General features: G+C 72.1%; 24 protein-coding genes, 1 tRNA gene and 3 pseudogenes. 3 read left to right on the forward strand and 25 right to left on the reverse strand.

What is annotated here, in order from left to right:
- Nucleotides 1-44 precede the first annotated feature (44 nt).
- The gene (locus FHX82_RS10760) at nucleotides 45-806 is read left to right on the forward strand and encodes a class I SAM-dependent methyltransferase (RefSeq protein WP_145935774.1); all 762 of its coding nucleotides are present in this window, start codon (nucleotides 45-47) and stop codon (nucleotides 804-806) included.
- Here the strand turns inward: FHX82_RS10760 and FHX82_RS10765 are convergent.
- From FHX82_RS10765 to FHX82_RS10795, 7 genes and pseudogenes are all read right to left on the reverse strand, one after another.
- Nucleotides 803-1570, reverse strand: coding sequence for a type III pantothenate kinase (locus tag FHX82_RS10765; protein ID WP_145935775.1), 768 nt, complete (start codon nucleotides 1568-1570; stop codon nucleotides 803-805). The two genes, FHX82_RS10760 and FHX82_RS10765, sit on opposite strands and share 4 nt — an antisense overlap.
- A complete protein-coding gene (gene panD, locus FHX82_RS10770) occupies nucleotides 1571-2056 on the reverse strand; it encodes an aspartate 1-decarboxylase (protein WP_145935776.1) in 486 nt (161 codons plus the stop codon).
- 13 nt (nucleotides 2057-2069) lie between these two features.
- Nucleotides 2070-2951, reverse strand: a complete 882-nt coding sequence (panC, locus tag FHX82_RS10775; protein WP_145935777.1) for a pantoate--beta-alanine ligase — start codon at nucleotides 2949-2951, stop codon at nucleotides 2070-2072.
- A pseudogene (locus tag FHX82_RS10780) lies at nucleotides 2948-3844 on the reverse strand (Rossmann-like and DUF2520 domain-containing protein); the annotation flags it as partial. The pseudogene FHX82_RS10780 and the gene panC, both read right to left, overlap by 4 nt.
- A 135-nt stretch (nucleotides 3845-3979) precedes the next feature.
- The gene (locus FHX82_RS10785; RefSeq protein WP_145935813.1) at nucleotides 3980-5074 is read right to left on the reverse strand and encodes a PrsW family intramembrane metalloprotease; all 1095 of its coding nucleotides are present in this window, start codon (nucleotides 5072-5074) and stop codon (nucleotides 3980-3982) included.
- A gap of 80 nt (nucleotides 5075-5154) precedes the next feature.
- On the reverse strand, nucleotides 5155-6873 hold the full coding sequence (locus FHX82_RS10790; RefSeq protein ID WP_145935779.1) for a DUF6779 domain-containing protein: 1719 nt from the start codon (nucleotides 6871-6873) through the stop codon (nucleotides 5155-5157).
- A gap of 69 nt (nucleotides 6874-6942) precedes the next feature.
- Complete coding sequence (locus FHX82_RS10795) at nucleotides 6943-7404, reverse strand: DUF3180 domain-containing protein (protein WP_145935780.1); 462 nt, start codon at nucleotides 7402-7404, stop codon at nucleotides 6943-6945.
- 53 nt (nucleotides 7405-7457) lie between these two features.
- Here FHX82_RS10795 and FHX82_RS10800 point away from each other — a divergent pair, with 53 nt between their 5' ends.
- Nucleotides 7458-8357 carry a helix-turn-helix domain-containing protein gene (locus FHX82_RS10800; protein ID WP_145935781.1) on the forward strand — a complete coding sequence of 300 codons (900 nt, stop codon included), beginning with the start codon at nucleotides 7458-7460 and terminating at the stop codon, nucleotides 8355-8357.
- A 1-nt stretch (nucleotide 8358) separates the two neighbouring features.
- Here the strand turns inward: FHX82_RS10800 and folK are convergent, their stop codons facing one another.
- The 14 genes and pseudogenes from folK to dacB all read right to left on the reverse strand — a co-directional run bounded on the left by folK (nucleotide 8359) and on the right by dacB (nucleotide 22086).
- Nucleotides 8359-8850 (reverse strand): 2-amino-4-hydroxy-6-hydroxymethyldihydropteridine diphosphokinase, encoded by a 492-nt coding sequence (gene folK, locus FHX82_RS10805; protein WP_145935782.1) that lies wholly within the window; start codon nucleotides 8848-8850, stop codon nucleotides 8359-8361.
- A complete protein-coding gene (folB, locus tag FHX82_RS10810) occupies nucleotides 8847-9206 on the reverse strand; it encodes a dihydroneopterin aldolase (protein ID WP_145935783.1) in 360 nt (119 codons plus the stop codon). The genes folK and folB overlap by 4 nt, the downstream gene beginning before the upstream one ends.
- Nucleotides 9199-9999 (reverse strand): dihydropteroate synthase, encoded by an 801-nt coding sequence (gene folP / locus FHX82_RS10815; RefSeq protein WP_145935814.1) that lies wholly within the window; start codon nucleotides 9997-9999, stop codon nucleotides 9199-9201. Before folP ends, folB begins: the two co-directional genes overlap by 8 nt.
- Before the next feature lie 35 nt (nucleotides 10000-10034).
- Nucleotides 10035-10379: pseudogene (folE, locus tag FHX82_RS10820) on the reverse strand (GTP cyclohydrolase I); the annotation flags it as partial.
- A 498-nt stretch (nucleotides 10380-10877) separates the two neighbouring features.
- Nucleotides 10878-11138 (reverse strand): annotated as a pseudogene (locus FHX82_RS10825) (GTP cyclohydrolase I); the annotation flags it as partial.
- Nucleotides 11128-13476 carry an ATP-dependent zinc metalloprotease FtsH gene (gene ftsH, locus FHX82_RS10830; RefSeq protein WP_145935784.1) on the reverse strand — a complete coding sequence of 783 codons (2349 nt, stop codon included), beginning with the start codon at nucleotides 13474-13476 and terminating at the stop codon, nucleotides 11128-11130. The gene ftsH and the pseudogene FHX82_RS10825, both read right to left, overlap by 11 nt.
- Nucleotides 13477-13667: 191 nt before the next feature.
- Nucleotides 13668-14477, reverse strand: a complete 810-nt coding sequence (locus tag FHX82_RS10835; RefSeq protein WP_145935785.1) for an ESX secretion-associated protein EspG — start codon at nucleotides 14475-14477, stop codon at nucleotides 13668-13670.
- Nucleotides 14471-15274: an ESX secretion-associated protein EspG gene (locus FHX82_RS10840; protein WP_145935786.1), complete on the reverse strand. Its 804-nt coding sequence runs from the start codon at nucleotides 15272-15274 to the stop codon at nucleotides 14471-14473. The genes FHX82_RS10835 and FHX82_RS10840 overlap by 7 nt, the downstream gene beginning before the upstream one ends.
- The gene (locus tag FHX82_RS10845; RefSeq protein ID WP_145935787.1) at nucleotides 15271-16623 is read right to left on the reverse strand and encodes a hypothetical protein; all 1353 of its coding nucleotides are present in this window, start codon (nucleotides 16621-16623) and stop codon (nucleotides 15271-15273) included. Before FHX82_RS10845 ends, FHX82_RS10840 begins: the two co-directional genes overlap by 4 nt.
- 13 nt (nucleotides 16624-16636) lie before the next feature.
- Nucleotides 16637-16999 (reverse strand): hypothetical protein, encoded by a 363-nt coding sequence (locus tag FHX82_RS10850; RefSeq protein ID WP_145935788.1) that lies wholly within the window; start codon nucleotides 16997-16999, stop codon nucleotides 16637-16639.
- Nucleotides 17000-17154: 155 nt separating this feature from the next.
- Complete coding sequence (hpt, locus tag FHX82_RS10855) at nucleotides 17155-17709, reverse strand: hypoxanthine phosphoribosyltransferase (protein ID WP_145935789.1); 555 nt, start codon at nucleotides 17707-17709, stop codon at nucleotides 17155-17157.
- A gap of 3 nt (nucleotides 17710-17712) precedes the next feature.
- On the reverse strand, nucleotides 17713-18669 hold the full coding sequence (gene tilS, locus FHX82_RS10860; RefSeq protein WP_229881254.1) for a tRNA lysidine(34) synthetase TilS: 957 nt from the start codon (nucleotides 18667-18669) through the stop codon (nucleotides 17713-17715).
- On the reverse strand, nucleotides 18656-19681 hold the full coding sequence (locus FHX82_RS10865) for an Rv3626c family coenzyme F420 biosynthesis-associated protein (RefSeq protein WP_145935815.1): 1026 nt from the start codon (nucleotides 19679-19681) through the stop codon (nucleotides 18656-18658). Before FHX82_RS10865 ends, tilS begins: the two co-directional genes overlap by 14 nt.
- A 56-nt stretch (nucleotides 19682-19737) precedes the next feature.
- A complete protein-coding gene (dacB, locus tag FHX82_RS10870) occupies nucleotides 19738-22086 on the reverse strand; it encodes a D-alanyl-D-alanine carboxypeptidase/D-alanyl-D-alanine endopeptidase (protein WP_229881257.1) in 2349 nt (782 codons plus the stop codon).
- Nucleotides 22087-22242: 156 nt separating this feature from the next.
- Here dacB and FHX82_RS10875 point away from each other — a divergent pair, with 156 nt between their 5' ends.
- Nucleotides 22243-22758, forward strand: coding sequence for an inorganic diphosphatase (locus FHX82_RS10875; RefSeq protein WP_145935790.1), 516 nt, complete (start codon nucleotides 22243-22245; stop codon nucleotides 22756-22758).
- A 55-nt stretch (nucleotides 22759-22813) separates the two neighbouring features.
- Here the strand turns inward: FHX82_RS10875 and glyA are convergent, their stop codons facing one another.
- From glyA to FHX82_RS10895, 4 genes are all read right to left on the reverse strand, one after another.
- Nucleotides 22814-24082, reverse strand: coding sequence for a serine hydroxymethyltransferase (gene glyA / locus FHX82_RS10880; RefSeq protein ID WP_145935791.1), 1269 nt, complete (start codon nucleotides 24080-24082; stop codon nucleotides 22814-22816).
- 108 nt (nucleotides 24083-24190) lie between these two features.
- A complete protein-coding gene (locus FHX82_RS10885) occupies nucleotides 24191-24712 on the reverse strand; it encodes a gamma carbonic anhydrase family protein (RefSeq protein ID WP_145935792.1) in 522 nt (173 codons plus the stop codon).
- Nucleotides 24713-24722: 10 nt separating this feature from the next.
- Nucleotides 24723-25304 carry a TetR/AcrR family transcriptional regulator gene (locus tag FHX82_RS10890; RefSeq protein WP_145935793.1) on the reverse strand — a complete coding sequence of 194 codons (582 nt, stop codon included), beginning with the start codon at nucleotides 25302-25304 and terminating at the stop codon, nucleotides 24723-24725.
- 138 nt (nucleotides 25305-25442) lie between these two features.
- Nucleotides 25443-25516, reverse strand: a tRNA-Thr gene (locus tag FHX82_RS10895).
- Nucleotides 25517-25571: the final 55 nt, after the last annotated feature.

The raw sequence follows: 25571 nt of genomic DNA on the forward strand, positions 1-25571 counted from the left end.
CTAGGCCAACCGGATTACCTTTCCCCGCGAATAGTATCGATCGCGTGACCGATCCCACTTCCGCAGACCAGGAACTGCGCGCGCGGCGGGCCCTCTCGTTCGGCCCGCACGCCGCCCAGTACGCCGAGCACCGGCCCGACTACCCATTGCCCGCTTTGCGCTGGGGTCTGCCCGAAAGGGCCGATTCGGTGCTGGATCTCGGCGCGGGCACCGGCAAGCTCACCGAAGGGCTGCTGGCACTCGGCCTCCGGGTCGCGGCGGTCGAACCCGATCCCGGAATGCGCGCCGAGCTCGCCCGCCGTCAGCCGGAGGTGCCCGTGCACGCGGGCACGGCGGAGGAGATCCCGTTCGGCGACGGCGAGTTCGACGCCGTGCTCGCCGGACAGGCGTTCCACTGGTTCGACCTCGACCCGGCGCTGACGGAGATCGCCCGCGTCACCCGGTCCGGTGGCACGGTGGTCGCGCTGTGGAACCACGACGACGAAACCGTGCCGTGGGTGGCCGAGTTCAACCGGCTCGCCCGCTCCGGCGTCAGCCGCCGGTGGCTCTCCCAGCAGGCCGAGCTGCCGGCGCACCCGGACTTCGGGCCGTTCGAGCGCATGCAGTTCCCGCACGCGCACCGGCGAACCGCGCGGACCCTGGTGGACACGATCGCCACGCATTCGTACCTGCTGACGGCCCCCGCCGAGGAGCGGGAGGCGATGCTCGACCGCCTCCGCGACTTCCTGGAGCGCACGCCCGAGACCTCGAACGGCGAGTTCGACCTGCCGATCGTGACGACGGTCCTGCGGGCGGTGCGGCGCTAGCGGGTCTGGCGCTCGAAGGCGAGCCGCAGCCCGAGCAGCGTCAGGTCCGGGACGTGGTCGGTGATCGTCTCCGACTCGGAGATCACCAGCGGGGCCAGGCCGCCGGTGGCCAGCACCGCCACCGGCCCGTCGCCGGACAGCTCCTTCACGATCCGCCGCACCAGGCCGTCGACCTGGCCGGCGAACCCGTAGAGGATGCCGGACTGCAGGCACTCCACGGTGTTCTTGCCGATCACCGACCGCGGCGGCACCAGCTCGACCTTGCGCAGCGCCGCGGCGCGCGACGCGAGCGCGTCGACCGAGATCTCGATCCCCGGGGCGAAGGCGCCGCCGAGGAACTCACCCTTCGCGGAGATCGCGTCGACGTTCGTGGAGGTGCCGAAGTCGACCACCACACACGCCGTGCGGTGCAGGTGGTGCGCGGCCAGCGTGTTCACCAGCCTGTCGGCCCCCACCTCGCGCGGGTTGTCGACCAGCAGCGGCACACCGGTGCGCACGCCCGGCTCCACCACGACCTTCGGCACGCGCGCGTAGTAGCGGCCCAGCATCACCCGCAGCTCGCGCAGCACCGCGGGCACCGTGGACAGCGCGCTGATGCCGGTGACGGCGTCGGCGTGCGGGCCGAGCAGACCGCGCATGGTGAGCGCGAGCTCGTCGGCGGTCATCTGCGCGTCGGTCCGCATCCGCCAGTCACCGGTCAGCTCTTCGCCGTCGTAGAGCCCGAGCACGATGTTGGTGTTGCCGACGTCGATGGCCAGCAACACCTAGCTCTCCGCGTGCAGCAGTGCGTCGAGCCGGGCGGCGTCGACGGTCTCCGCGACCGGGAACTCGGTCTGGCCGAGCGAAACCGTGCCGCTGATCAGGCCGGAGCCCTCGGGCGCGTACGCGGCGTCGGAGCCCTCGTGCTTGATCCGGTTGTCCGCATCGACGAACACGATGCGCGGGCGGAACGAGACCGCCTCGGCCGCGTCCATCTGCGCGTACGAGATCAGGATGACCAGGTCGCCGGGGTGCACCAGGTGCGCGGCGGCGCCGTTGATGCCGATGACCCCGCTGCCACGCTCGCCCGTGATCACGTAGGTCTCCAGCCGCGCGCCGTTCGTGACGTCCACAATGGACACCTGCTCGCCCGGCAGCAGGTCGGCCGCCTCCATCAGGTCCTCGTCGACCGTCACCGAGCCGACGTAGTGCAGGTCGGCCTGCGTGACGGTCGCACGGTGGATCTTCGACTTGAGCATCGTGCGGTACATGTGCAGTTCCCTCTCATTCCCCTGCGGCGCCGAGCAGGACGGGCACGTTGTCGATCAGGCGGGTCGGCCCGACCCGTGCGGCGACCAGCAGCCGTGCCTCCCCATCGACGGGCGCGGGACCCAGATCGGTTCCACGGAGTTCGAGATAGTCCACGGCGACCTCCGGCCGGGCCGCCAGTGTCTGCCGCGCCATCGACAGCACGGCTTCCGCGCCCTGGCTGCCGACGTGCGCACCGGCGGCCAGCGCCGCGGACAGCACTCCGGCCTCCTCGCGCTGCTGTTCGCCGAGGTAGACGTTGCGCGAGGACAGCGCCAGCCCGTCGTGCTCGCGCACGGTGGGCACGCCGATCACCCGCACCGGGAAGTTCAGGTCGCGCACCATCCGCTTGACCAGCACCAGCTGCTGGTAGTCCTTCTCGCCGAAGAACGCGTAGTCCGGGCGCACGATGTTGAACAGCTTCGACACGACGGTGAGCACGCCGCCGAAATGCCCGGGCCGGGCCGCGCCCTCCAGCTCGTCGCCGAGCGGACCGGGGTGCACGGTGACCGCGTGGCCCTCGGCGTACAGGTCACCGGCCTTGGGCACGAACGCCAGCTCGACGCCGGCGTCGGCCAGCACTTCGAGGTCGCGGTCGAGCGGGCGCGGGTACGCCTCGAAGTCCTCGCCCTCGCCGAACTGCAGCGGGTTCACGAAGATCGAGGCGGCGACGACGGTGTTGGGCAGCCGCTTCGCGCGGCGCAGCAGCTCGCGGTGTCCGGCGTGCAGCGCGCCCATGGTGGGCACCAGCGCGACCTTGCGGCCGACCGCGTGCAGGGCCGAGGTGACGCGGAAGATGTCGTCCGGGGTCTGGAAGGTGTTGAGCTGCCCGCGGGTGAACTTCGGGGTGGGGGTCACGGTCGTTCGGGTCCTTCGAGGAGTTCGGTGAGTTCGGCGGCGGCGTCCGCGCCGAGCAGGCCGGCCGCCCGGGCTCGTTCGGCCGTCCGCCGGGCGAGCGCGGTGTAGCAGGGGCGGACCTGCGGCGCCTCGGCGCCCAGCACCGCCAGGTGTTTGCGCACCGTTCCCGCGTCACCGCGGGCCACCGGGCCGGTGAGGGCGCGGTCGCCGTGGCGCAGCGTGTTGTCCAGTGCGGCCGACAGCAGCGGGCCGAGCATCCGCTCGCCGTTCGGGATGCCCGCGCCGGCCAGCAGGTCCAGACAGTCTGCCACCAGTGTCGCGAGGTGGTTCGCACCGTGTGCCAGTGCGGCGTGGTACAGCGGGCGGGCGGCCTCGGGCACGCGCACCGCCTCGCCGCCCATCTCGACGGTCAGCGCTTCGCCGACGTGCCAGGCGACCTCGTCGCCCGCGGTGACCCCGACGCTGCACGCGGCCATGCGCTGCAGATCCTCCTCGCGGCCGGTGAAGGTCATCACCGGGTGCAGTGCGAGCGGGAGCGCGCCGGCCTCGGCGGCGGGAGCCAGCACGTCGAGCCCGTGCGCGCCCGAGGTGTGGATGACGATCTGGCCGCTGCGCCAGGTGCCGGTGGCGGCGAGCCCGGACACGAGCCCGGCCAGCTCGTCGTCGGGCACGGCCAGCAGCACCAGGTCGGCGGCGGTCACGACCTCGTCCGGCGGTCGCAGCGGAACGCCGGGCAGCAGGCGTTCGGCCCGGTCGTGGGAGGCGGCGGAGATCCCGGACGCGGCGACGACGGTGTGCCCGGCTCGGCTGAGCGCGGCGCCCAGCACACTGCCGACGCGGCCCGCGGAAACGACCCCGACCGCGAGCCTCGCGGGCCGGTTCATGGCGTGCCCCGGTGGACGCTCATGGCAAAAGCTCCTCGTTTCGTTCCAGTCCCGCCCTTCGCGCGGGTACCGGACGACGGCGCGAGAGTAGCCCGGACAGCGGCGATTAATCCGGCCTTGGTGACTAGCTTCACCCGACCCGGGTCACGCATCTCCCGCCAGCCGCACGGCTTCCGCGCGAGACGCCCGCAGCGTGCGCAGCAGCTCCTCCTCACGTTCGCGGGTCTGCGCGGTGTCCTTGGCGCGCTTGAGGAACGCGAGCTCGGTCACGGCGTTCTGGTAGTCCGCGACGGCCTTCGCGGCCCGCCGTCCGGACTGCCGCCGCGCCTGCCGCCGCCACTCGCGGCGGCCGGGCAGGCTCGCCAGCAGCTCGACCTCCGACGCGGCGATCCACCGGGCGCGGACCATGCCCGGCAGCGCGGCCTCGACGATCCGCTGCTCGTGCCGCCGCTGCAGCACGATGACCAGCACAACGGCGATGAAGATCGGCACCATGACCAGGAAGTACACGTTCAGGAACGTCTTCGCCCCGCCGAGCGTCGCCGCACCGTTCCACAGCGCGTGCAGGCACACCGCGCCGAGGTAACCGCCGAGCGGCGCGAGGACCTTCACCACCCCGGCGGGCGCCCGCGCGGCGACCCCGATGCCGACGCCGGTCATGGCCGTGAACAGCGGGTGCGTGAACGGCGAGAGCACCCCACGCAGCACGAACGCGGCGATCACGCCCGCGCTGGTGCCGTCGCCGAAGCCGTAGTCCGCGAACGCGCGGCCGAAGTAGTAGATGTTCTCGGTGAAGGCGAACCCGGCCGCGGCGAGCCCGGCGTAGACGATGCCGTCGATGATCCCGTCGAACTCGTCGCGCCGGCGCAGGAAGACGAACAGCACGAACGCGCCCTTCGCCGCCTCCTCCACCAGCGGTGCGGACACCAGCGCGCTCAGCCTGCTGCCGTTGCCCCTGCCCAGCAACAGGTCCCCGACGGTCTCGGCGGTGTTGTTGATGAGCAGGGCCGTGATGGTCGCGATGCACGCCCCCCACGCGAACGCGAGCAGCAGCAGCTTCGCCGGTTCCGGCTCCCAGCGGTCGACCCACAGCACGGCGGCGACCACGACGGCGACCGGGACCAGCGCGGCGGCCACGCCGATCACCACGGCCAGCGGGCCGACGCGGACCGTGGCGAGCGCGAGCAGGGTCAGTCCGCACACCGCCACCACGACGAGGCCGAGCACGGGCAGCAGCACGGTGAGCCTGCGGGGAGCCGTCGTCACAGCCCGAAACTCTACGGTGACGCGTCAGCGCGACAGAAGGGACGTATGAGGGGTCAGTCCTCGGCGCGACGGCGGCGCCGGGGGATGGCGTCGGTGGTGCCGTGGGCCGCCAGCAGGTCGCTCACCGAGCGGCCCGCGGAGTGCGAGCCGCCCTCTTCGACGGCCGCGCGGCGGCCGGTCGACTCCGCGGAACGGCGGCCACCGGTCTCCGGCTCGGGCTTCGCGTGACTGCCGGTGCGGGTCGGCGCCAGCCAGGACGGCGGCTCGCCCTCGGGCCGGTGGCGGCGGCCGGAGGACTGCTCGACCTGCGGCTCGTCCTCCGCGCGACGGCGGCGGCCGCCGGGGCGGCCCTCCTGCGCGAGCCTGCGGACCTCGTCGGGCAGCGTCGGATTGGACGCCATGGGCAGCTCTTCCACCACCGGGGGCGGCGGTGCCACGGGTTCCGGTTCCAGCCGCGCCTGGATCGGCTCCGGCTCGGCCGGGCGCACGGGCTCCATCTGGGGTCGCGAACCCTCGAACCGGGGCTTCACCGCCTCCATCCGCGGCCGCGAACCCTCGAAGCGCGGCTTCACCGGCTCGATCCGGGAGCGCGAGGTCTCGCCACGCCGCTGGACCGGCTCCATCCGGGAGCGTGAACTCTCACCACGCGAACGGGCGGGTTCAAAGCGTGGGCGGGACTCCTCCGCGCGAGACCGGGCGGGCTCCATGCGCGGCCGCGAACGCTCCGCGCGGCGCGGCTGTTCCGGCTCGGACGGCAGGGCGACGGCAGGCGGTTCCGGGGTGGCGGGGGCGGTGTTGCCCGGCGCGGACCGCTCACCGCCGGGCTTCTTGTCCCAGGCCGCGGTCCAGTCGGCGTCCACCGGCTTCGCCAGCTGCGTCGGCTCGTCGGCCGGATCGGGTTTCGCGGGCGGGACCGGCTGGCGACGGCGCTCCGAAGGACTGAAAGCGGGCCGCGTGGCCTCGACCGGAGACGTGAAACGGGTCGGCGGCTCCTGCTGCCGCGGCGGAGGCTGGTTCACCCTGGTCTGCTGGGCACGCGCCTCAGCGGCGGCCTTCGCGACGCTGGACGCGGCGTGCCCGCCCGGCTGCCGCTGGGCGGGTTCGGCGGGCGGCACCCGACGGGGTGGCAGGTCGAGCGAACGTTCCGGGCGGCGGGGTTCCGGCGCGGCCGGACGCCCGGCAGGCCGCGCCTGCTGTTTTTCCCGGACGCGGTCGACCATCTCCGTCGGTCTCTCCGGCCCGCGGCCCGCGGTCAGCTGCGCGGGGTCGTGGCCGTTGCTCCCGCCCTCGACGATCCGCTGCTCCTCCCGCAGCGCCCGCATCCGGGTGGCCTGCGCGGTCAACGCGAACCGCTCCAGCAGGACCTCGCCGCCGAACAACGCCTGCAGGTTGTCCCGCAGCGCCGCCACCTCGGCCCGCAGCGAGTCCAGCTCCTCGCGCGAGTCGGCCTGCACCTTCGCGCGCATGTCGTTCTCGACTTCGAGCTCGTACTCGCGCCGGGCGGCGACCTCGCGTTCCAGTTCCAGCTCGTAGACCTCTTGCGCCTGCGCGATCGCGTCCTCCGTGCCGGCGGCCTGCTTGCGGTACTTCACCGCGAGGAAGGCGCCCACCAGTGCGGCCCACAACGCCGCGACGATGCCCAGCCGCAGGTAGCGGATGTCGTCCGCCAGCACGAGCGCCAGTGTCGCGGCCAGGGCGAGGGCCAAGCCGACGACGAACCACGGCCTGCCAAGGAGGCGGCCGCGCGAGTCGTCGTCACCCACGCCAGTCATGCCGAACACCGTACCCTCTAGTTATCCATCTGAGACCTAGCCGGTACTTCGAACGGTCGGTTCTCAGCGTTAACCGGTCGGGTGATCGTCGCGGTCCTGATCACGTGTCTCCGGTGTGCGGCAGCAGTGTTCGAGCCACAGTGCGGCGGCGATCAGCACCACCGCGCAGACCGCGCCGATGATCGCGCTGCGCACGTCGTTCGCGGCCGCGGCCACCTCGTCGGCACGCGGCAGCAGTGCGGCCAGCGCACCCAGCCACGCCCCCAGCATCAGCGCCCCGAGCAGCGAAGAAGCCTTCGCGAGCGCGACCGCTCGCGCGACGCCGATGGCACCGGTCAACCGTCCACTTCGGATCCGCGCGCGGACGGAGAAGGCCAGCACCGCCTCGACGACGGCGAGCACCAGGAGCGTGACCCCCGCGTAGCGCGGCAGCGGGGGCAGCGAGCCGTAGGCGAACCGGAAGACGAGGTAGGCCAGCACGAGGCCGACCAGCCCGGCGGTCACCAGCTCGCGCGGCCGCGTGAAGTGCATGACGCCCACGGTACCGTGCGAGGCTTGACCCTCCAGTGACTGGAGACAGCAGCATGGCTTCCGTGAGCAGGACGTTCACCATCGGGGAGCTGGCACGCCGCACGGGCCTGCCGGTCAAGACCATCCGGTTCTACTCCGACGAGGGACTGCTCCCGCCCACCGACCGCACCTCCGCCGGGTACCGCCTGTACGACACGCGGTCCCTGGCCCGGCTCGAACTGATCAGGACGCTGCGTGAGCTGGGCCTCGGCCTGGACGACGTGGCGAAGGTGCTCGCGTCGCGCGCCAGCGTGCCGCAGCTCGCGGCCCGCCACCTGGAGGCGCTCGACGAGCAGATCCGCAGGCTCCGGCTGCGCCGGGCGGTGCTGCGTGCGGTCGTCAAGAGGAAGTCCGAACTGGAGGAAGTGAAGCTGATGAACAAGCTGGCGGCGATGTCCGATGAGGAACGGGCCCGGCTGGTCGACCGGTTCTGGGACGAGATGGTCGAGGGACTGGCCGTCGACGAGGCGTTCTACGGGTGGATGCGCTCGGCGAAACCGTCCCTCCCGGACGATCCCTCACCCGAACAGGTGGAGGCGTGGGTGGAGTTCGCGGAGCTGATCCAGGACCCGTCGTTCCGGGCGCTGATCCGCGGGATGAGCGAGCGCCACGCCGGACGCGGGGACGGCGGGGCGTGGGAAGCGTCGCGGGAGCAGTGGGCCGACTGGTCCGAACGGGCACAGGGGTTCCTGGACGCCGGGCTCGCTCCGTCCTCGGCGGAGGGACAGGCACTGGCCGCGGAGCTGGTCGAGGCGTCCGGCCTCGACCGCGCCGCGCTGGCCCAGCAGATAGACCAGGGCAACGACGCCCGTGCCGAGCGGTACTGGCAGCTGATGGCCGTGATGAACGGCTGGCCGCCGGTCCCGACACGCTATCCCGCGGTGAACTGGCTGGTGGCGGCGCTGCGGGCGTGACTCAGAGCCGGAGGTCGGGCCGGGCGACGACGCCCGCCCGCTCGGCCTCCGGCAGTGCGGCCAGCAGGTCGGCGATCGGACCGTGTCCCGGCAGGATGGCGCCGGGCTCGATCTCGTGCCACGGCACCAGGACGCTGGCGCGCTCGGGCGTGCCGGGGTGCGGCAGCAGCAGCGCGGGGTCGTCCGAACGCACGCCGTCCACCGTCACCACGTCCACATCGAGCGTCCGCGGACCCCAGCGCAGCTCGCGCACCCGGCCCGCGGCCTGCTCCAGCGCCTGGCCCGTCCGCAGCCACGCCCAGGAGTCCCGCGCGGGATCGTCCACAATGCACACCGCGTTGAGGAAGTCCGGCTGGTCGGTGACGCCCCACGGCTTCGTCTCGTACACCGTGGACACCCGCACCAGCGCGTCCCCGAGCCCGGTGACGACGGAACGCAGGTGGCCCAGCCTGTCGTCCAGGTTGGACCCGAGCGACAGGACGGCGCGGCTCACCGTTCCCGCCGGACGGTGACGGCGACGTCGTCGAAGGTGAGCGGGATCGGCGCGGAGGGCTTGTGGACGGTCACTTCGACCGCGCTCAGCCGTTCGTCGCGGATGACCTCGTCCGCGATCCGGCCCGCGACGCTCTCGATGAGGTCGTACGGCTCGCCGCCGACGATTCCGGCGGCGAGCTGCGCGAGCTCGCCGTAGTGGAGGGTCTGCTTGAGGTCGTCGGTCTCGGCCGCCGGTGTCAGGTCCAACCACACGGTGACGTCCACGACGAACTCCTGTCCGTCGCGCTTCTCGTGCTCGAACACGCCGTGCCTGCCGAAGACGCGCAGGCCGGTGAGCGTGATCCGGTCACTCATGCCCACGCTGCCAGGCCGCGGCGACGGTCACGGCGTCCAGCGACGCCCCGACCGAGTGCACCCTGACTCCCCACGCGCCGGCCGCGGCGGCCAGTGCGGACACCGCCGCGGTGGCGTCCTCGCGGCCCGACGGCGGGCGCGGCTCGCCCTGCTCGTCGGCGAGCAGCCGACCGAGAAAGCGCTTTCGCGAGGCACCCACGAGCACCGGGAAACCCATGTCCACAAAGGACCTCAACTCGTGCAGCAGCGCCCAGTCGTGTGGCGCGTGCTTGGCGAACCCGAGGCCGGGGTCGATCACGATGCGCTCCTGCGCGACCCCGGCGGCGAGCGCGGCGTCCACTCGCGCCCGCAACTCGGTCCGCACCTCGGCGACGACGTCGTCGTACTGCGCGAGCCGGTTCATGTCCCTGCTGTGCCCGCGCCAGTGCATGAGGATCCACGGCGCACCGGTGGTGGCCGCGACCTTCGCCATGTCCGGGTCGGCCAGGCCGCCGGACACATCGTTGATCACGCGGGCGCCGGCGTCCAGCGCGGCCTCGGCGACAGCGGCGCGGGTGGTGTCGACGGAGAGGTGGAGCCCGTCGGCCGCGAGGGTGCGCACGACGGGCAGCACCCGGTCGATCTCGGTCTGGGCGTCCACCCGGGCCGCGCCGGGCCTCGTCGACTCGCCCCCGACGTCGATGATGTCCGCGCCGCGGGCCCACATGTCGTGCGCGTGCGCGAGGGCGGCGTCGACGCCGAGGTAGCGGCCGCCGTCGGAGAACGAGTCGGGCGTGACGTTCAGGACGCCCATCACGACACAGCGCCCCGGGGACGGCAGCGCGCTGCTCACCGGCGCCCCTTGATCAACTCCAGGGCCTCCGCGCGCGTGGAGGCGGAGGACTGCAACAGCCCGCGCACCGCGGACGTCGTGGTGCGGGCGCCGGCCTTGCGGATGCCGCGCATCGACATGCACAGGTGCTCGGCCTCGATCACGACGATCACGCCGCGGGGCTTGAGCCTACGATCGAGCGCGTCCGCGACCTGCGACGTCAGCCGCTCCTGCACCTGCGGCCGCTTGGCGTACAGGTCGACCAGCCGGGCCAGCTTCGAGAGCCCGGTGACCTTCCCCTGCCCGTTCGGGATGTACCCGATGTGGGCGACGCCGTGGAACGGGACCAGGTGGTGTTCGCAGTTGTGCGTCAGGTGCCCCGCCACCAGGAACGTCGGGTGGGGTTCGCACTTGTAGCTGTAGACGGTGCACGGCTCGACGACCGGGCGCACCGAGCGGACCTCGACGTACTCGGACTCGGCGAGGCCGGTGGCGTAGTCGTACTGGGCGAAGCCGTGCCGCCGGTACCAGTCGTCCGCGACGACCGGGGCACCAACGAGTGCAGGGGCGCGCCGGGCGCGGGACATGCTCCGCACGTCCGTCCACTCGACGCAGGTGCCCTCGACGTCCTTCGCCTCCAGCCACCCCTGCGGAGTGGCCAGCGGGTGGTCGGGCGTGACCCGGAAGGCACCGGCGGAGGTGACGACCTCGACCAGCTCACGCGTCCGGTGCGAGCTGATCCGCGTGACCGTCGTTTCCTCTACCCGCCCCTGGGCCAGGGTCCACAGCTTGTCCCCGACCTCGACGTCCCGCGCCTGCTTCCGCCCGCCGACGGCGTCGACCGGCTGCTCGCCGGGAACGCAGGTGGAGTAGATCGGGATGTCCGTGACCAGCACGAGCTCTTCGTGGGCCTCGTCGAAGGTGCGGTCCAGCACCGCGTCCGGGTCGACGTAGAGACCCGCGAACATCTCCTGGTAAGCCCGTGCGACCCGGGCCGGGGTGTCCCGCAGGCCATCCCGGTCCGGGTCCTCGCCCACGGCCAGCAGCAACTCGCGCACGGCCTTCTCGGCGCGCGCCTGGTCGAACACCGGCCCGTTCTCGCGGGTCAGCTCACTGTCGATTTTGACCGTCCTGCTCGTCGGGGTCGCGGCGGTGCTGCCCTTCGCCGGAACCACCGAACCATTTTCCTTGCTGCTGCTCGCCCGGCTGCTGGCGCCACTCCTCCGTCGGCGGCCGCCACTGCGGACCGCCGCTACCCGGCTGGGTCGCGGGCGTCCACCCCGGAGGGGCACCGTAGTTCGGCGGCCCCGCGGGACCGTTCGGCGCCTGCGGCCACTGGTTGTTGCCGTTCGACGGGTTGTACCGGCCGCCGCCGTTCGGACCCGACGGCGGGGCGTACGGGTTCGACGGGGGCTCGGGCTGGTGGTACGGCGGGCCGCCCGGCAGGTCGCCCCCGCCGGGAGCGGTGGCCACCGGAGTGGGCGCGGGCCGCGGAGCGGGTTTCTGCTCCTCCTCGTCCGGCCAGGGCTCGCCGCGCTCCATCGCCAGCTCACGCGGGGTCTTGATCGGGGGCTTGTCCGACGGCACGCGCTCACCGAACTCGTTGAACACGGTGATGTGCGGCCGCTTCTCGACCGACGCGAAGATCCGCTCCAGGTCCTTGCGCTGCAGCGTCTCTTTTTCGAGCAGCTCCAGCACCAGGTCGTCGAGCACGTCGCGGTAGGTGTTGAGCACCTCGTACGCCTCGGTGTGCGCGGTCTCGATGAGCTTGCGCACCTCTTCGTCGATCTCGTGCGCGACCTCGAGCGAGTAGTCCGCCTGGCGGCCCGCCGACCGGCCCAGGAACGGGTCGCCCTGGTCCTGGCCGTACTTGACCGCGCCGAGGCGGGCGCTCATGCCGTACTCGGTGACCATCGCCTTGGCGATCTTGGTGGCCTGCTCGATGTCGGAGGACGCGCCGGTGGTCGGCTCGTGGAAGACCAGCTCCTCGGCCGTGCGCCCGCCCATGGCGAACACCAGCCGCGCGATCATCTCCGAGCGCGTCATCAGCTGCTTGTCGTCCTCGGGCACGACCAGCGCGTGCCCGCCGGTGCGGCCACGCGGCAGGATCGTCAGCTTGTACACCGGCTCCAGGTCCGGCATCGCCCACGCGGCGAGCGCGTGCCCGCCCTCGTGGTAGGCCGTGATCTTCTTCTCCTTCTCGGAGATGATCCGGCTCTTGCGCGCCGGGCCGCCGATCACGCGGTCCACCGACTCTTCGAGCGCGGCGTCGGTGATGACGTGCCCGTTCTCGCGGGCGGTGAGCAACGCGGCCTCGTTGATGACGTTCGCCAGGTCGGCGCCGGACATGCCCACCGTGCGCTTGGCGAGCGAGTGGAGGTCCACGTTCTGCGCCAGCGGCTTGCCCTTGGAGTGCACCTCGAGGATCGCGCGGCGGCCGAGCAGGTCCGGCGCGGACACCGGGATCTGCCGGTCGAAGCGGCCGGGCCGCAGCAACGCCGGGTCCAGGATGTCGGGCCGGTTCGTGGCCGCGATCAGGATGATGCCCCCGCGGGCGTCGAAGCCGTCCATCTCGACCAGCAGCTGGTTCAGCGTCTGCTCGCGCTCGTCGTGCCCACCGCCGAGGCCGGCGCCACGCTGGCGGCCGACCGCGTCGATCTCGTCGACGAAGATGATGCAGGGCGAGTTCTGCTTCGCCTGCTCGAACAGGTCACGGACACGGGAGGCACCGACACCGACGAACATCTCGACGAAGTCCGAACCGGAGATCGTGTAGAACGGCACCCCGGCCTCACCGGCGACGGCACGCGCCAGCAGCGTCTTGCCGGTGCCGGGCGGGCCGTAGAGCAGCACGCCCTTCGGGATCTTCGCACCCAGCGCCTGGTAGCGCGCCGGGTTCTGCAGGAAGTCCTTGATCTCGTACAGCTCTTCGACGGCCTCGTCGGCACCCGCGACGTCACCGAAGGTGGTCTTGGGCATGTCCTTGTTGAGCTGCTTCGCCTTGGACTTGCCGAAGTTGAGCACCCGGTTGCCGCCGCCCTGGGCGTTGTTCATCATCCACATGAGCAGCAGGAGCAGGATGCCCAGCGGGATCATGTAGATCAGCAGCTGGGAGATCCAGGACTGCTGCGTCACCGTGGTGGTGAACTTGATGTTCGGCTTCGACACCAGCAGGTCGTAGATGGGCCGCGTCGCGTCGGACGGGTACGGCGTGATGACCTGGTCGACCTGCTGCCCGTCGACGTCGATCTTGTTGGTGAGCGACAGCTTGAGCTGCTGCTCCTTGTCCTCGAGGTTCGCTTCCTTCACATTGCCCGCGTTGATCTGCGCGATCGCCTGTGAAGTCGGGACCTGGGTGTAGCCGCGGTCGCTGTCGAAGATGGTGCTGAACGCGAAGTAGAGCAGCAGAACCGCGACGATCCACAGCAGTGGGTTCCTGAGCAGGCGCTTCCGGTCCATATGCCTCGGCCGTGTGGCCTTGACCCTCCCTGGTTAGGCGGTAGATGCTCACATCCGCCGTCACGGTGTACACAACGACTTGCGGGGCGCGGGGGACACCCGTCTACCCAGGGTACAGTCCGGCGGACCTCGGCACCCGCACTAGTCTCCGGCTGCTCAACGGCCGGTCGGGGCACCGGGTTCCCGGCAGGTCAGGACGTGACGCTCGCGACCATCTCCGACAGCCGCGTGCGCAGGGTCTTGGCGTCCGCGGGGGCCACCGTCACCCACTCCCGGCCGTCCGGACCGGGGCGGGAAAGGCTCAGGTAGCGGCCGGTGGCGGTGTCGAACCAGGCCAGCACCGGGGACCGGCGGCGCGCGCCCAGCTCGCTGCGGCTGTTCGCTGCCAGCTGACCGCCGCGCAGCCGCGGCTGACCGGCCAGCCGCGCGTAGGACTCGCGCGGGTCGGCCACCTGCTCGCTCAGCGACGTCCGCCGCCGCGACTTCGCCGGCGCCGCCTCCCCGCCGGGCGTGACCGGCACGCGGCTCGGCGGGATCCGCAGCGCCTCCTGCACCGGCAGGGTGATGGACGCCTCGGTGCCGCGCTTGCCCGTGGGCAGCAGGTCCACCACCGCCGACGCCAGCCCCTCGGGGAACGTGGGCCGGAGCCAGATCCCGTCCGCGGTCTGGATCGCGATGACGCCGTTGGTGCCGTCCGACGCGGCGAGGATGCCGACCGGCGGCGCCTGGTACTCGGGGATGTGCAGCGCGTCGATGCTCACCGCGGGCCGGGCCAGCAATGTGAACCAGTCCTCGACGTGCGGTTCCAGCCTGCCGAAGTGGTCACGCAGGCCACGCGCCTTGAGCTCGTTGTGCGCCCGCTGGCGCAACACCGACCGCTCGTCGACGGTCGCTCCGTGCGAACGGACGCGCAGCGGGTAGGGCAGCTCGCCGAGGTCGACGGCCTCCCACAGGAAGTCGAACGTCAGCGGTGAGAAGAACTCCTGCCCACCGGTCACCATGCTCCTCCCGGCGCCATCGTCGTGCTGGCAGCACCGGAGAGCATCTCATTGAGCCGCTGCCGCAGTGACGCGGCGTCCGCGGGGGCGATCGTGATCCAGTCCCGGCCGTCGTGGCCGCGGGTGGCCTGGGTGAAGTACCGGCCGGACTCGGTGTCGAACCAGCTCAGCACCGGTGCGCGGACCTTGCCGGACAGCCGTCCGCGCGCGTTGGCGCCGATCTGGCCGCCGCGCAGCCGCGGCTGTGCCTGCAGCCGGGCGAGCGCCTTGCGGTCCTCGTCCGCGCTCACGCGGCCGGCCGCGTCGGCGACCCGGCGCTGCAGGAAGTCCGCGCCGGTGCCGGTGAGCAGCTGTTCGAGCGGCACGGTGATCGACTTCTCGGCGCCCCGCGGCGCGGGCGGCAGCAACGACACGACGGCGCTGGCCAGCCCGTCCGCCGGGGCCGGATGGAAGTGGAAACCCCGCTCGTCCTGCACCGCGAGCACACCCTGACCGTTGAGGGCGGCCGCCACCGCGAGCAGCGGGCGGGTGTTCGGCGCGGACAGGTGCACCGAGTCGAGGCTCACCTCGGACCCGGCGAGCACCTCGAAGAAGTTCTCCACGTGCGGCTCGGGGCGGCCCCGGCCGTCCGCGACGCCCCGGCGGGCCAGCTCGGCGAGAGCCTGCCCGCGCAGGTGCGCGCGTTCGTCCAGAGTCGCCCCGTGCGACCGGAACTCCAGGGGGTACGGCAGCTCGCCGGCCCCGAACGACTCCCACAGGAAGTCCAGCTCCAGCGGAGTCAGCAGCTCCGCACGCGTCACTCTTCGTCCTCGTCGTCGGCCCAGGCGCCGATGACCGGGGGCGCCGTGGCCACGTTGGCGCCGAACGCCTCGTCCGGGTCGGCCTCGACGAGGTACGAGGCGCGCTGGTGCTCCTCGTCCTCGGTGCCGTGGGCACCGCCGGCGCCCATCCCGCCCATCCCCGGCGGAGGCGTGCTGCCGGTGCCGCCGATGGTGCCGTTGGGCGAGACCACCGGCTGCGCGGCGTTCGCGTGGCCCTGCTGCTGGTTCTGCTCGGTGCTCGCCGCGGCCGTCTCGTCGACTTCCTTCTTGGCGGCGGTCTTGTTGCCCCGCCCCAGAACGGCCTTGCCCGCGGCCGCGCCCAGTCCGGCACCGGCGAGGCCGAGCCCGACCCCGAGCGCCGCGGAACCACCGCCACCGGAGGAGGACGAGGGCACCGGCGTCGACTGCGCGGCCGGAGCCACGCCCGCACCGGAGACCACACCCGGCGCCGGGGCGCCAGGCGCGCCGACCGCGCCCGGGTTCGCACCCTGGCCGACCTGGCCGAGGTGCGCGCCGAAGGCCGAACCACGGCCGACGTCGACACCGCCCGCACCGAGGCCGGTGGCCGGACCCAGCGCGCCGCCGCCGTAGACGCCCAGCACGGAGCTGGTGCCCGCAACCGAGGAAGACGCCTTCGTGGCACCGATCGCGCCGTCCGGCGGGAGGCCGAGCGACTCCGGGCCGAAGCTCGGGGTCGAGTCGTCCACCTCGGACATCGCCTGCGTGTAGGCGTTGAAGTACTGGACCTGCTGCGCGTGCACCGACTTGGCCTCGTCGGCCTGCGCCTTCATGTCGGCGACCATCGCGGCGGGACCGCCCGCGAGCATCGCCGCGGTCTGCCTGCCAGGGTCGAAGTCCTTCGGCGCCGGCATCTTCTTGACCTCGGCCGCCGCCGCGGCCTGCTGCGCCATGCGGTTGGCCATCGTGTGCGCCGCGTCGCCCGCCTGCTTGCTCGAACCGGCGATGCCCACGAGCGCGCCCTGCGCGGCTCCCGCACCCTTGCCGACCCACACGTTGCCCAGCTCGGCGACCGCGTTGTACAGGTCGGTGGCCGCCTGGTGCAGCTCATCGCCGTGGGCCTTCCACACCTGGCCGGTGGCCTCGGCCGTCGCCGGGTCGTTGTTCACCGTCGCGCCCTGGTAGAGCTGCGTGCTCTCCTGAGAGGCCCAGTTCGGCGGGCTGCCGATGGCGCGGTCCGAGCCGTAGTCGAAACCGCCCGCGTTGTTGCGCGCCTGCTCGACGAGCGCCGCCGTCTCCCCGTTGTCCCCCAGGGACACGGGGGCGGGCGTGGCGCCGCCGGGAGTTCTCTGGTCGTCGATGCCGCTCATGCCGCCCCCTGGATCACGCGCGCCCGGACAGCGCGTCCGCGGCGGCCTGGTCGATCTGCTGGTAGTGGCTCATCGCCGCGACGATGGCCTGCTCGGCCTGCTCGTACTGGCCGTAGAGGTTCTGCAGCGCCGTGGTGTAGGAGTCGCCGCCGCCGTCGGCGCGCTCCGCGAACTTGGCCGCGATCGCGTTCCCGACCGGGTTGGCGCCGAGCTTGGGGGCCTCGGCGAGCGCGCCGGCGTTGCGCAGCAGGGTCTCCACTGAGTCCTTGCCCGCCCGGATCTTCTTCAGCACGTTCTGCGCGGCGTCCGGGTCGACCCCCAGCTGGCCGCTCACCGCCGCGTTCCGGAACGCCGCGGCATCCGCGTAGCTGCTCATCGGTAACTCTCCTGCCCCAAGTCGCTGCCGGGCGTGGCGGCCCGGCTACCCCTGTTCGCTTAGGTTAACGCACTCGACCACCCGGTATGACGCGTTCGGACAAGCCCGGGTTCCCCTTTTTCCACGCCCGTCGGCGGCCGTTCACGCTCTGTTGATCAGGAGCTGTAGACCTTGGGGTCGAGCGTGCCGATGTAGGGGAGGTCGCGGTAACGCTCCGCGTAGTCGAGGCCGTACCCGACCACGAACTCGTTCGGGATGTCGAACCCGACGTACTTGACCGGCACGTCCACCTTGACCGCTTCCGGCTTGCGCAGCAGCGAGCAGACCTCCAACGACGCCGGGTTGCGGCTGGCGAGGTTCTTCAGCAGCCACGACAGCGTCAGCCCCGAGTCGACGATGTCCTCGACGATCAGCACGTGCTTGCCGGCGATGTCGCGGTCGAGGTCCTTGAGGATCCGCACCACGCCCGACGACGAGGTGGCCGATCCGTAGGACGACACCGCCATGAACTCCAGCTGGGCCGGGATCGGCAGCGCGCGGGCGAAGTCGGTCATGAACATGACCGCGCCCTTGAGCACGCCGACCAGCAGGAGGTCGCCGGTGACGCCGTCCCGCGCGTAGTCAGCCGCGATCTGCTTGGCGAGTTCGTTGATCTTGTCCTGGATCTGCTGCTCGGTGACGAGCACGGAGGCGATCTCGCCTTCGTACACGGGTCATTCCCCTCTGGCTGCTTCGCGACGTTCCATGCTCAGCCTGCCATGTGTCCGCGTCACCACCAAGCCGCCGGGTAGCCACACCCCGCCCTGACCACGCCATTTCCCGACCAGTGCGTCGACAGCGCGCAGGTGCGCGTCAGAAAGATCACACGCCCCGCGGTCCAGCAACCAGCGCCGGAGCACCCGGCGGCGCAGGGCGGGTGGCACGGTTTCGAGCGCCTTCGCGTCCAGCGTCTCGCCCTCGCCGCGCAACTCGGCCGCGAGCGCGTCGAGGGTTTCCACGTCCTCCCGCAGCTGCGCCGCGGTGCGGGCGAGCGCGGCGGCGACCCCGCCGGACAGGACGTCTTCCAGCAGCGGCAACACCTCGCGGCGCAGCCGGACGCGCGTGAACCGCGGGTCGGTGTTGAACGGGTCCTCCCACGGTTCGACGCCCAGCGCCGCACACGCGGCCCGCGTGGCCGAGCGTGGCACGTCCAGCAGCGGGCGGCCCCACGGCGGGTCCAGCGGCTTCATCCCCGCGATCGAGCGCGGCCCCGAACCGCGGCCGAGCCCGAGCAGCACCGTCTCCGCCTGGTCGTCGCGGGTGTGCCCGAGCAGGACGAGCGAGCGGCCCTTCCGGGCCAGCGCCGAGTACCGCGCGCGCCGGGCGGCGGCCTCGACCCCACCGGCGCCGGTGACCTCGACCGTAAGCACCTCGGCCTCGTCCACGCCCAGCCGCCGCGCCGCCGACGCCGCTCGCTGCGCGATCTCCGCCGAACCGGACTGCAACCCGTGGTCCACGACCAGCGCCCGGACCCGCAGGCCCAGCTTGTGCCCCTCGTGCGCACCGGCCTCCGCGAGCGCGAGCGAGTCGGCGCCGCCGGACACCGCGACGTCGAAGTCGACCCGCGGGTGCGCGGCCAGGAACTCCCGCACGGCCCGCCGGACGGGGATCAGGTCCTCAGCCGTGGACACGCCTGACCCACGACTCCGGGTCGGCGATCTCGGCACGGGTGGGCAGGGTGTTCGGCGAGGTCCACACGGCGTTGAACCCGCTCATGCCGACCCTGCCGACGACGTGCTTGGTGAACGCCGAGCCCTGCGCGTACTGGCGGATCTTCGCGTCGATGCCCAGCAGGGTGCGCAGCAGCCGGTCGAGCAGCCCGCCCCCGGAACGGCGCGCGGTGAAGCGTTCGCGGATCATTTCCACGGCGGGCACCACCTCGGGGCCGACCGCGTCCATCACGTAGTCGGCGTGCCCTTCCAGCAGGGTCGACAGCGCGAGCAGGCGGTCGAACACCTCGCGCTGCTGCGGTGAGCGCAGCAGCCTCGTCAGCGCGGCGACCCCGCCATCGGCCTTGGCGCGCTTGGCTTCGCGGATCGCCTCGGGCAGCCTGCCGAACAGGTCGGCGACGCCGTCCTGCTCCTCGGCGAGGCCGCCGACCAGCCGCTCCACCTCGTCCGCGAAGTAGTCACGCAGCCAGTCCACCGCGGTGAACTGCAGGCGGTGCGTGCACTCGTGCAGGCACACCCACAGCCGGAAGTCACGGCCGGGCACCTGCATCGCGTGCTGCGCGGTGACGACGTTCGGCGCGACCAGGAGCAACCTGCCCCCGTCGCCGCCGAACGGGTCGTACTGCCCGAGCACGCGCGAGGCGAGGAACGCCAGCACCACTCCGGTCTGGACCCCCGCGCCACCCGCGAGCACGGGCGCCAGCGGGTTGGCGGGCAGCGTGTTCAAAGCCTTGCCCGTCAACGCTTCCAGGCCGACGGCGGCGGAACGCACCCAGCCCGGCCGGTCGACGACCTCGCCGGGCAGCAGCGGCAGTCCCTCGCCGAGACCGGTGAGCTCGCGGACGTGCGCCTCCGCGTCGACGGTCAGCTCGCGCAGTTCGCTCACCGCGAGACGCGCCTCCGTGCGGGGCACCGACGGGCCGCCGCGCACGAGGAACGCACCCGTCGCCGCAGCGAGCGACCAGTCCACCACCGGACGCGTCTTTCCTTCGCTCACCGTGCTGTTCACCGTTCCGACGCTACCCGCCGCTAACGGCATCCGCAGCCACGTAGCGCCGCCGCGACGGCGTCCAGCGCCGGGCGCGCGACGTTGATGTCCGAGCCGTTGGACATGAACGCGAACACCAGCACCCGGCCGTCGGCGTCCAGCACCAGGCCCGCGAGCGTGTTCACACCGGAGAGCGTCCCGGTCTTGGCGCGCACCCAGCCCTTGCCCTGCGAGGCGTTCGCCGCGTCGAAGCGCCCCGCGAGCGTGCCGCTGCCTCCCGCGACCGGAAGTCCTTCCAGCAGCGGCCGGAGCTTCGCCGTGCGCGGGTCCTTGTCGTCCGGCGCGGCGGCGACGGTGAGCAGCTGGGCGAGCAGCTGCGGCGACACCCTGTTCAAAGTGGACAGTCCACTACCGTCGTCGACCGTGCTGCCCGAGGTGTCGAAACCGTTCTGCGCCAACACACTCAGCGTGCTCTGCGCCGTGCCCGCGAAGCTCGCGGCCGCTCCGTTGGCCAACGCGGTCTGGCGGCCGATCGCCTCGGCGAGGACGTTGTCGGAGATCTGCAGCGCGCGGTCGACCAGTTCCGTGAGCGGCGCGGACTTCACCTCGCCGAGGACCTTCGCGCCCTGGGGAGCAGTGGCGTTGCCCGCCGCCGTGGCGCCGAGCCGCTGGGCGAAGGCCTGCAACAGCGCGCCCGCCGGGTTGCCGGTACGGCTGACCTCGTCGACCTTCGGGTTGGAGCGCCCGGCGTCGAGCATCCCGGGCACGATCGGCACCGCGTAGGTCGACGGCGCGTCCTCGGGCGCCCAGCCGGGGCCGGTCAGCGAGCCCGAGTAGAGCGACAGGTCGATCTGCACCTTCCTGATCGTCCCGCCCGACGCCTGCTTCACCTGCGCGACGAGGTCGTCGAGGTGCGCGGCGCCCGGGTAGATCGACTCCTGCCCGTCCGGCAGCGAGGACAGCGTCGGGTCGCCTCCGGCGACGATCACCGCCGTGTCCGGGGAGGAGCCCTGGACGACCTTGGTGCTCAGCTGCAGCCCGTGGTCCAGCTTGAGCAACGCGGCGGAGGTGGTGAGCAGCTTCGTCGCGGAGGCCGGGGTGAGCAGCTGGGTGGGATTGCGGCTCCACAGGGTGTTCCCGGTCGCCGGGTCGATGACGATGCCGGCGAGCGTGCCGAGCGCGCCGGCGCCGGCCGGTCCCGCGAGCGCGGCGGCGACACCGGAGCTGGAGGGCGTCGGCGCGGACGTGCTGGGCCCGTGCAGGGCGAGCGTGACGGCGGCCGGTTCGGGCTCGTCACCCTTCGGCACGTTCGGCGCCCACGGCAGCCCCAGCCGGTTGGACACCGCGGGCAGGGCGAGCGCCACTCCCACGGCGATCACCAGCACCAGCGCGATGGCGCCGATCAGCAGCGGCTTCCTGCTGCGCCGGGCAGGCGGAGCGGGCGGCGGCGGAGGCGTGGGCTCGTTCGGCTGGACCGCTTCGGCCGGGCGCATCTCGCCGGTGGGCTCGATGCGCATGGGCTGGGCCTGCCCCATTCCCGCTGGCGGGATGGGCCGCATCGGCGGAACGCCCTGCTTCGCCCACGGCGGCGGCTGCTGGGGCTGAGGCTGGCGCTGGGGTGGCGCGGGCGGCCGGCGCTGCTCCTGCGGCCGGGCGGGCGGCTCCTTCTTCAGCGACTCCACCGGGATCAGCTGGGTGTCCTCGACCCCGCCCCGCTCCGGCTGCGCCTTGGGCACGTCACCGAGCCGGATGAACTGCGTATCGGCCGAGGTGTCCCGCGACTGGTCCGGCAGAGGCTGAGGCTGGGTGGTCGCGCTGCTCGGCTCGTCCTCGGGCTTGTCCTGCTCGTCCTTCGCCTCGTCCTTCGGCTCGTCCGCGGACTTCTCAGGCTCCGGCTGCTCCTTCGCCACGTCACCGAGCCGGATGAACTGCGTGTCGGCCGAGGTGTCCCGCGGCTGCTCCGGCAGAGGCTGAGGCCGAGTGGTCGCGCTGCTCGGCTCGTCCTTCGCCTCGTCCTGCTCGTCCTTCTCCGGCTCCTTGTCCGGCAGCGGCTGCGGCTGGGTGGTCGAGCTGTCGGAGGATTCCTCGGCCGCCTTCTCCTCGCCGTCCGACGACTCGGGCTCGGCCTCGTCCGGCTCCTCGGTCTCGCCCGGCTCTTCCTCGGGCTCGTCCTTCGCCGCCTCCTTGGCGGTGGGCAGCCACGCGGTCTCCTGCTCGCCCCCCAGCCGCGGCACCCACAGCGTCTGCTGCTCCGGCAGCTTCACGCGCGGCGGCTCGTCCTCCGGCGGCGACACTGGGAGGTGCGCCGTCTCACCGCTGTCCGCGCTGCTGCCCGTGGACTGGTCGGAATCGTCCGACGGCCAGGCCGGCTCCTCTTCCTGCGTCGGCACGCACCCCTCCTCATCCCGTCGGCGCACCAGTGACCAAACTAATGCGACTAGCAGTGCACTTCTCAACGGCGCGTGGTCCACACTAGTGAAGACAAGTAAGCGGAAATCGTGAGCCGCCAGGGGCGGCCCGAAAAGACGAGTTCAGCGAGGATCGCCGTGGAGTTCGACGCCACCATCGAAATCCCCAAAGGGGAGCGCAACAAGTACGAAGTGGACCACAAGACGGGGCGCATCCGGCTGGACCGCACCCTGTTCACGGCCACCCAGTACCCGGCCGACTACGGGTTCATCGACGACACCCTCGGCCAGGACGGCGACCCGCTCGACGTGCTGGTCCTGGTGCAGGAGCCGACGTTCCCCGGCTGCCTGATCCGCTGCCGCGCGATCGGCATGTTCCGGATGACCGACGAGAAGGGGCCGGACGACAAGGTCCTCGCGGTTCCGTCGGACGACCCGCGCCTGGAGCACCTGCGCGACATCCACCACCTCAACGAGTTCCACAAGCTCGAGATCGAGCACTTCTTCCAGGTCTACAAGGACCTGGAGCCGGCGAAGAGCGTCGAGGGCTCGAACTGGGTGGGACGCGTCGAGGCCGAGGCCGAGATCGAGCGTTCGTACCAGCGTGAGAAGGACCGCCTCGCCAAGGAGGCCGCCGAGAACGGCGAGCACTGACGACAGCGGAAACGGCCGGCTTCCCCGTTCGGGGAGGCCGGCCGTTTCCGTGTGCTCAGGCCCGGTAGCCGGGGATCGGGTACGCCGACAGCAGGTCGCGCACCTCGCCCGCGATCTTCCCCAGTGCGGCCTCGTCCTCGCCGGTTGCCGCGGCGATGGTCCGGTCGATCCACTCAGCGATCTGCGGCTGGTGCTCGGGGGTCAACCCGCGCGTGGTGATGGCCGCGGTGCCCAGCCGGATGCCCGACGGGTCGAACGGCTTGCGCGGGTCGAACGGCACCGCGTTGAAGTTGAGCTCGATGCCCGCGCGGTCCAACGCCTTGGCGGCCGGCTTGCCGCCGATCTGCTTGCTGGTCAGGTCCACGAGCAGCAGGTGGTTGTCCGTACCACCCGAGACGAGGTCGAAGCCGCGCTCGACGAGCGCCTCGCCCAGCGCCTTGGCGTTGGCGACGATCTGGTGCGCGTAGTCGCGGAACGAGGGCTTCGCGGCCTCGCCCAGCGCGACCGCGATGGCGGCGGTGGTGTGGTTGTGCGGGCCGCCCTGCAGACCGGGGAACACGGCCTTGTCGATGGCCTTGGCGTGCTCGGCGTCGGACAGGATCATCGCGCCGCGCGGGCCGCGCAGGGTCTTGTGCGTCGTGGTGGTGATGACCTGCGCGTGCCCGACCGGCGACGGGTGGGCGCCACCGGCGATCAGCCCGGCGATGTGCGCGATGTCGGCGACCAGCACGGCACCGACCTCGCGGGCGATCTCGGCGAAGACCGGGAAGTCGATGGTGCGCGGGATCGCGGTGCCACCGGCGATGATCAGCTTCGGCCGGTGCTCCTTGGCCAGGTCGCGCACCTGGTCGAAGTCGATCCGGCCGGTCTCCTTGCGCACGCCGTAGTGCACGGCGTTGAACCACTTGCCGGTGGCCGACACGGACGCGCCGTGCGTCAGGTGACCGCCGGCGGGCAGCCCCATGCCGAGCACCGTGTCGCCGGGCTGGGCGAACGCGAGGTACACGGCGAGGTTCGCCGGGGAGCCGGAGTAGGGCTGCACGTTCGCGTGGTCGACCCCGAACAGGGACTTCGCGCGGTCGATGGTCAGCTGCTCGACCTGGTCGATGTACTGCTGGCCCTCGTAGTAGCGCTTGCCCGCGTAGCCCTCGGAGTACTTGTTCGTCAGCACGCTGCCGGTCGCCTCGAGGACGGCCTGTGAGACGTAGTTCTCCGACGCGATGAGGCGGATCTTCTCGGCCTGGCGCTTCGCTTCGTCCTCGACGAGCCCGGCGATCTCGGGGTCGGCGGCGGTGAGGGTCGGAATCGGTGGCTGGTGCGTCATGTCCCTACTCCTGACACTGGCCACACCCAGGCGCGCGGTGCCGGCCTCGTCGGTCGCTTCCCGGTGGTGCTCCACCTCTACGGCGCCAGTCGCTTGACGCCCCACAGCCTAGTCGACCGGGGCGACGCCCTCGGCGTGCCTTCGAGCCAGCTGCTGGTAGATCGCGGCGTTGTGGTCGACCCAGGCACGGGCGGAGTCGGTGAGCGGCACGAACTTCTTCGCCGGGCTGCCCATCGCGATGTGCTCGGCGGGCACCTCGGTGTTCGGCGTCACGGTCGCGCCCGCGGCGACGAGCGCCCGCTCTCCGATGACGGCCTTGTCGAGCACCGTCGAGCCGTTGCCGATCAGCGCCTGCTCACCGACCGTGCAGTCGTGCACGAGGCACATGTGTCCGACGGTGACGTTGCGGCCCACCTCGCACACGCCCTCGTTGACGTGGAGCACGGAGTTGTCCTGGATGTTCGCGCCCTCGCGGATGACGATCCGGCCGAAGTCCGCGCGCACGACCACGCCGTACCAGATCGAGACGTCCTTCTCGACGACGACGTCGCCGATGAGCGTCGCGGTGGGGGCGATCCAGGCGTCGGGGTGCACGGTGGGGCTGACGCCCTCGAAGGAGAACAGAGGCATGGACCGCACTCTAAGGCAGGCAGAGCAGTTCGATCTCCTCACGCAGGACGGCGAACGGCCGCCGCCGGACGTGTTGCTGCACGACGGCGCCGAGCAGGTACGACTGGAGGGCCCGGGCGCGGGCCCGCGGATCGTCGATGCCGACGTCGCCGAGCAGGTCGGTGAGCAGCTCGATGACGGAGCGGAGCGTGACCTCGGCGGCCGCCACGTTGTCCGCCCGCCCGACGGCGACCCAGTACTCGAACCAGGCGAAGGCGGCGTTGGGGTGCTCGGCGAAGGTGTCCAAATAGGTCTCGAGCACGGCCCAGAGCCGTTCGCGCGGCTCGTCGTACTTCTCGGCGACGCGGCGCAGCTCGGTGAGGAAGTCGGTGACGAGGGCGGCCACGGCCCGGTCGATGAGCAGGTCGATGTCGGAGAAGTAGTAGTGGATGGCGCTCTTGGTGAGCGGCCCGGCGTCGGCGATGGAGCGCGCGGTGCACCCGGCGAGCCCGTCGCGCACAAGCACCTTCCGCGCGGCGTCGACGATCTGCTCCTGCTTGGCGAGCTGGTTGGGCGAGAGCCGGTCGCGCCGGCCCGGCGGCAGAACGGTCACGTGGTCCCTCCCGGATCTCGGACGGGCAGCCTAACTCTCAGGACGCGCGTCCTGATGGAGGACCACTGTGGAGGGTGTGTTGCGCGAAAACGACAGCGGGCCCTCCCGGAAGATCCGGAAGGGCCCGCTGCGCGGCGGAGCCGCCTAGGGGAATCGAACCCCTGACCTGCTCATTACGAGTGAGCCGCTCTGGCCGACTGAGCTAAGGCGGCGTTGCACGTACGAGTGTAGCGGGCGAGTCCTCGTCACTTCTCACCCCCTGGCTCG

This window comes from Amycolatopsis bartoniae, from assembly GCF_014191255.1.
Taxonomy (GTDB): Bacteria; Actinomycetota; Actinomycetes; order Mycobacteriales; family Pseudonocardiaceae; genus Amycolatopsis_E; species Amycolatopsis_E bartoniae.

Coding starts and splice junctions, on each gene's coding strand:
- FHX82_RS10845 (WP_145935787.1), bottom strand. CDS start 16,623: ATGAGCGGCATCGACGACCAGAGAACTCCCGGCGGCGCCACGCCCGCC.
- glyA (WP_145935791.1), bottom strand. CDS start 24,082: ATGACGCACCAGCCACCGATTCCGACCCTCACCGCCGCCGACCCCGAG.
- ftsH (WP_145935784.1), bottom strand. CDS start 13,476: ATGGACCGGAAGCGCCTGCTCAGGAACCCACTGCTGTGGATCGTCGCG.
- panD (WP_145935776.1), bottom strand. CDS start 2,056: ATGTACCGCACGATGCTCAAGTCGAAGATCCACCGTGCGACCGTCACG.
- FHX82_RS10790 (WP_145935779.1), bottom strand. CDS start 6,873: ATGACTGGCGTGGGTGACGACGACTCGCGCGGCCGCCTCCTTGGCAGG.
- folB (WP_145935783.1), bottom strand. CDS start 9,206: ATGAGTGACCGGATCACGCTCACCGGCCTGCGCGTCTTCGGCAGGCAC.
- FHX82_RS10885 (WP_145935792.1), bottom strand. CDS start 24,712: ATGCCTCTGTTCTCCTTCGAGGGCGTCAGCCCCACCGTGCACCCCGAC.
- FHX82_RS10850 (WP_145935788.1), bottom strand. CDS start 16,999: ATGAGCAGCTACGCGGATGCCGCGGCGTTCCGGAACGCGGCGGTGAGC.
- FHX82_RS10795 (WP_145935780.1), bottom strand. CDS start 7,404: ATGCACTTCACGCGGCCGCGCGAGCTGGTGACCGCCGGGCTGGTCGGC.
- folP (WP_145935814.1), bottom strand. CDS start 9,999: ATGGGCGTCCTGAACGTCACGCCCGACTCGTTCTCCGACGGCGGCCGC.
- FHX82_RS10800 (WP_145935781.1), top strand. CDS start 7,458: ATGGCTTCCGTGAGCAGGACGTTCACCATCGGGGAGCTGGCACGCCGC.
- FHX82_RS10835 (WP_145935785.1), bottom strand. CDS start 14,477: ATGGTGACCGGTGGGCAGGAGTTCTTCTCACCGCTGACGTTCGACTTC.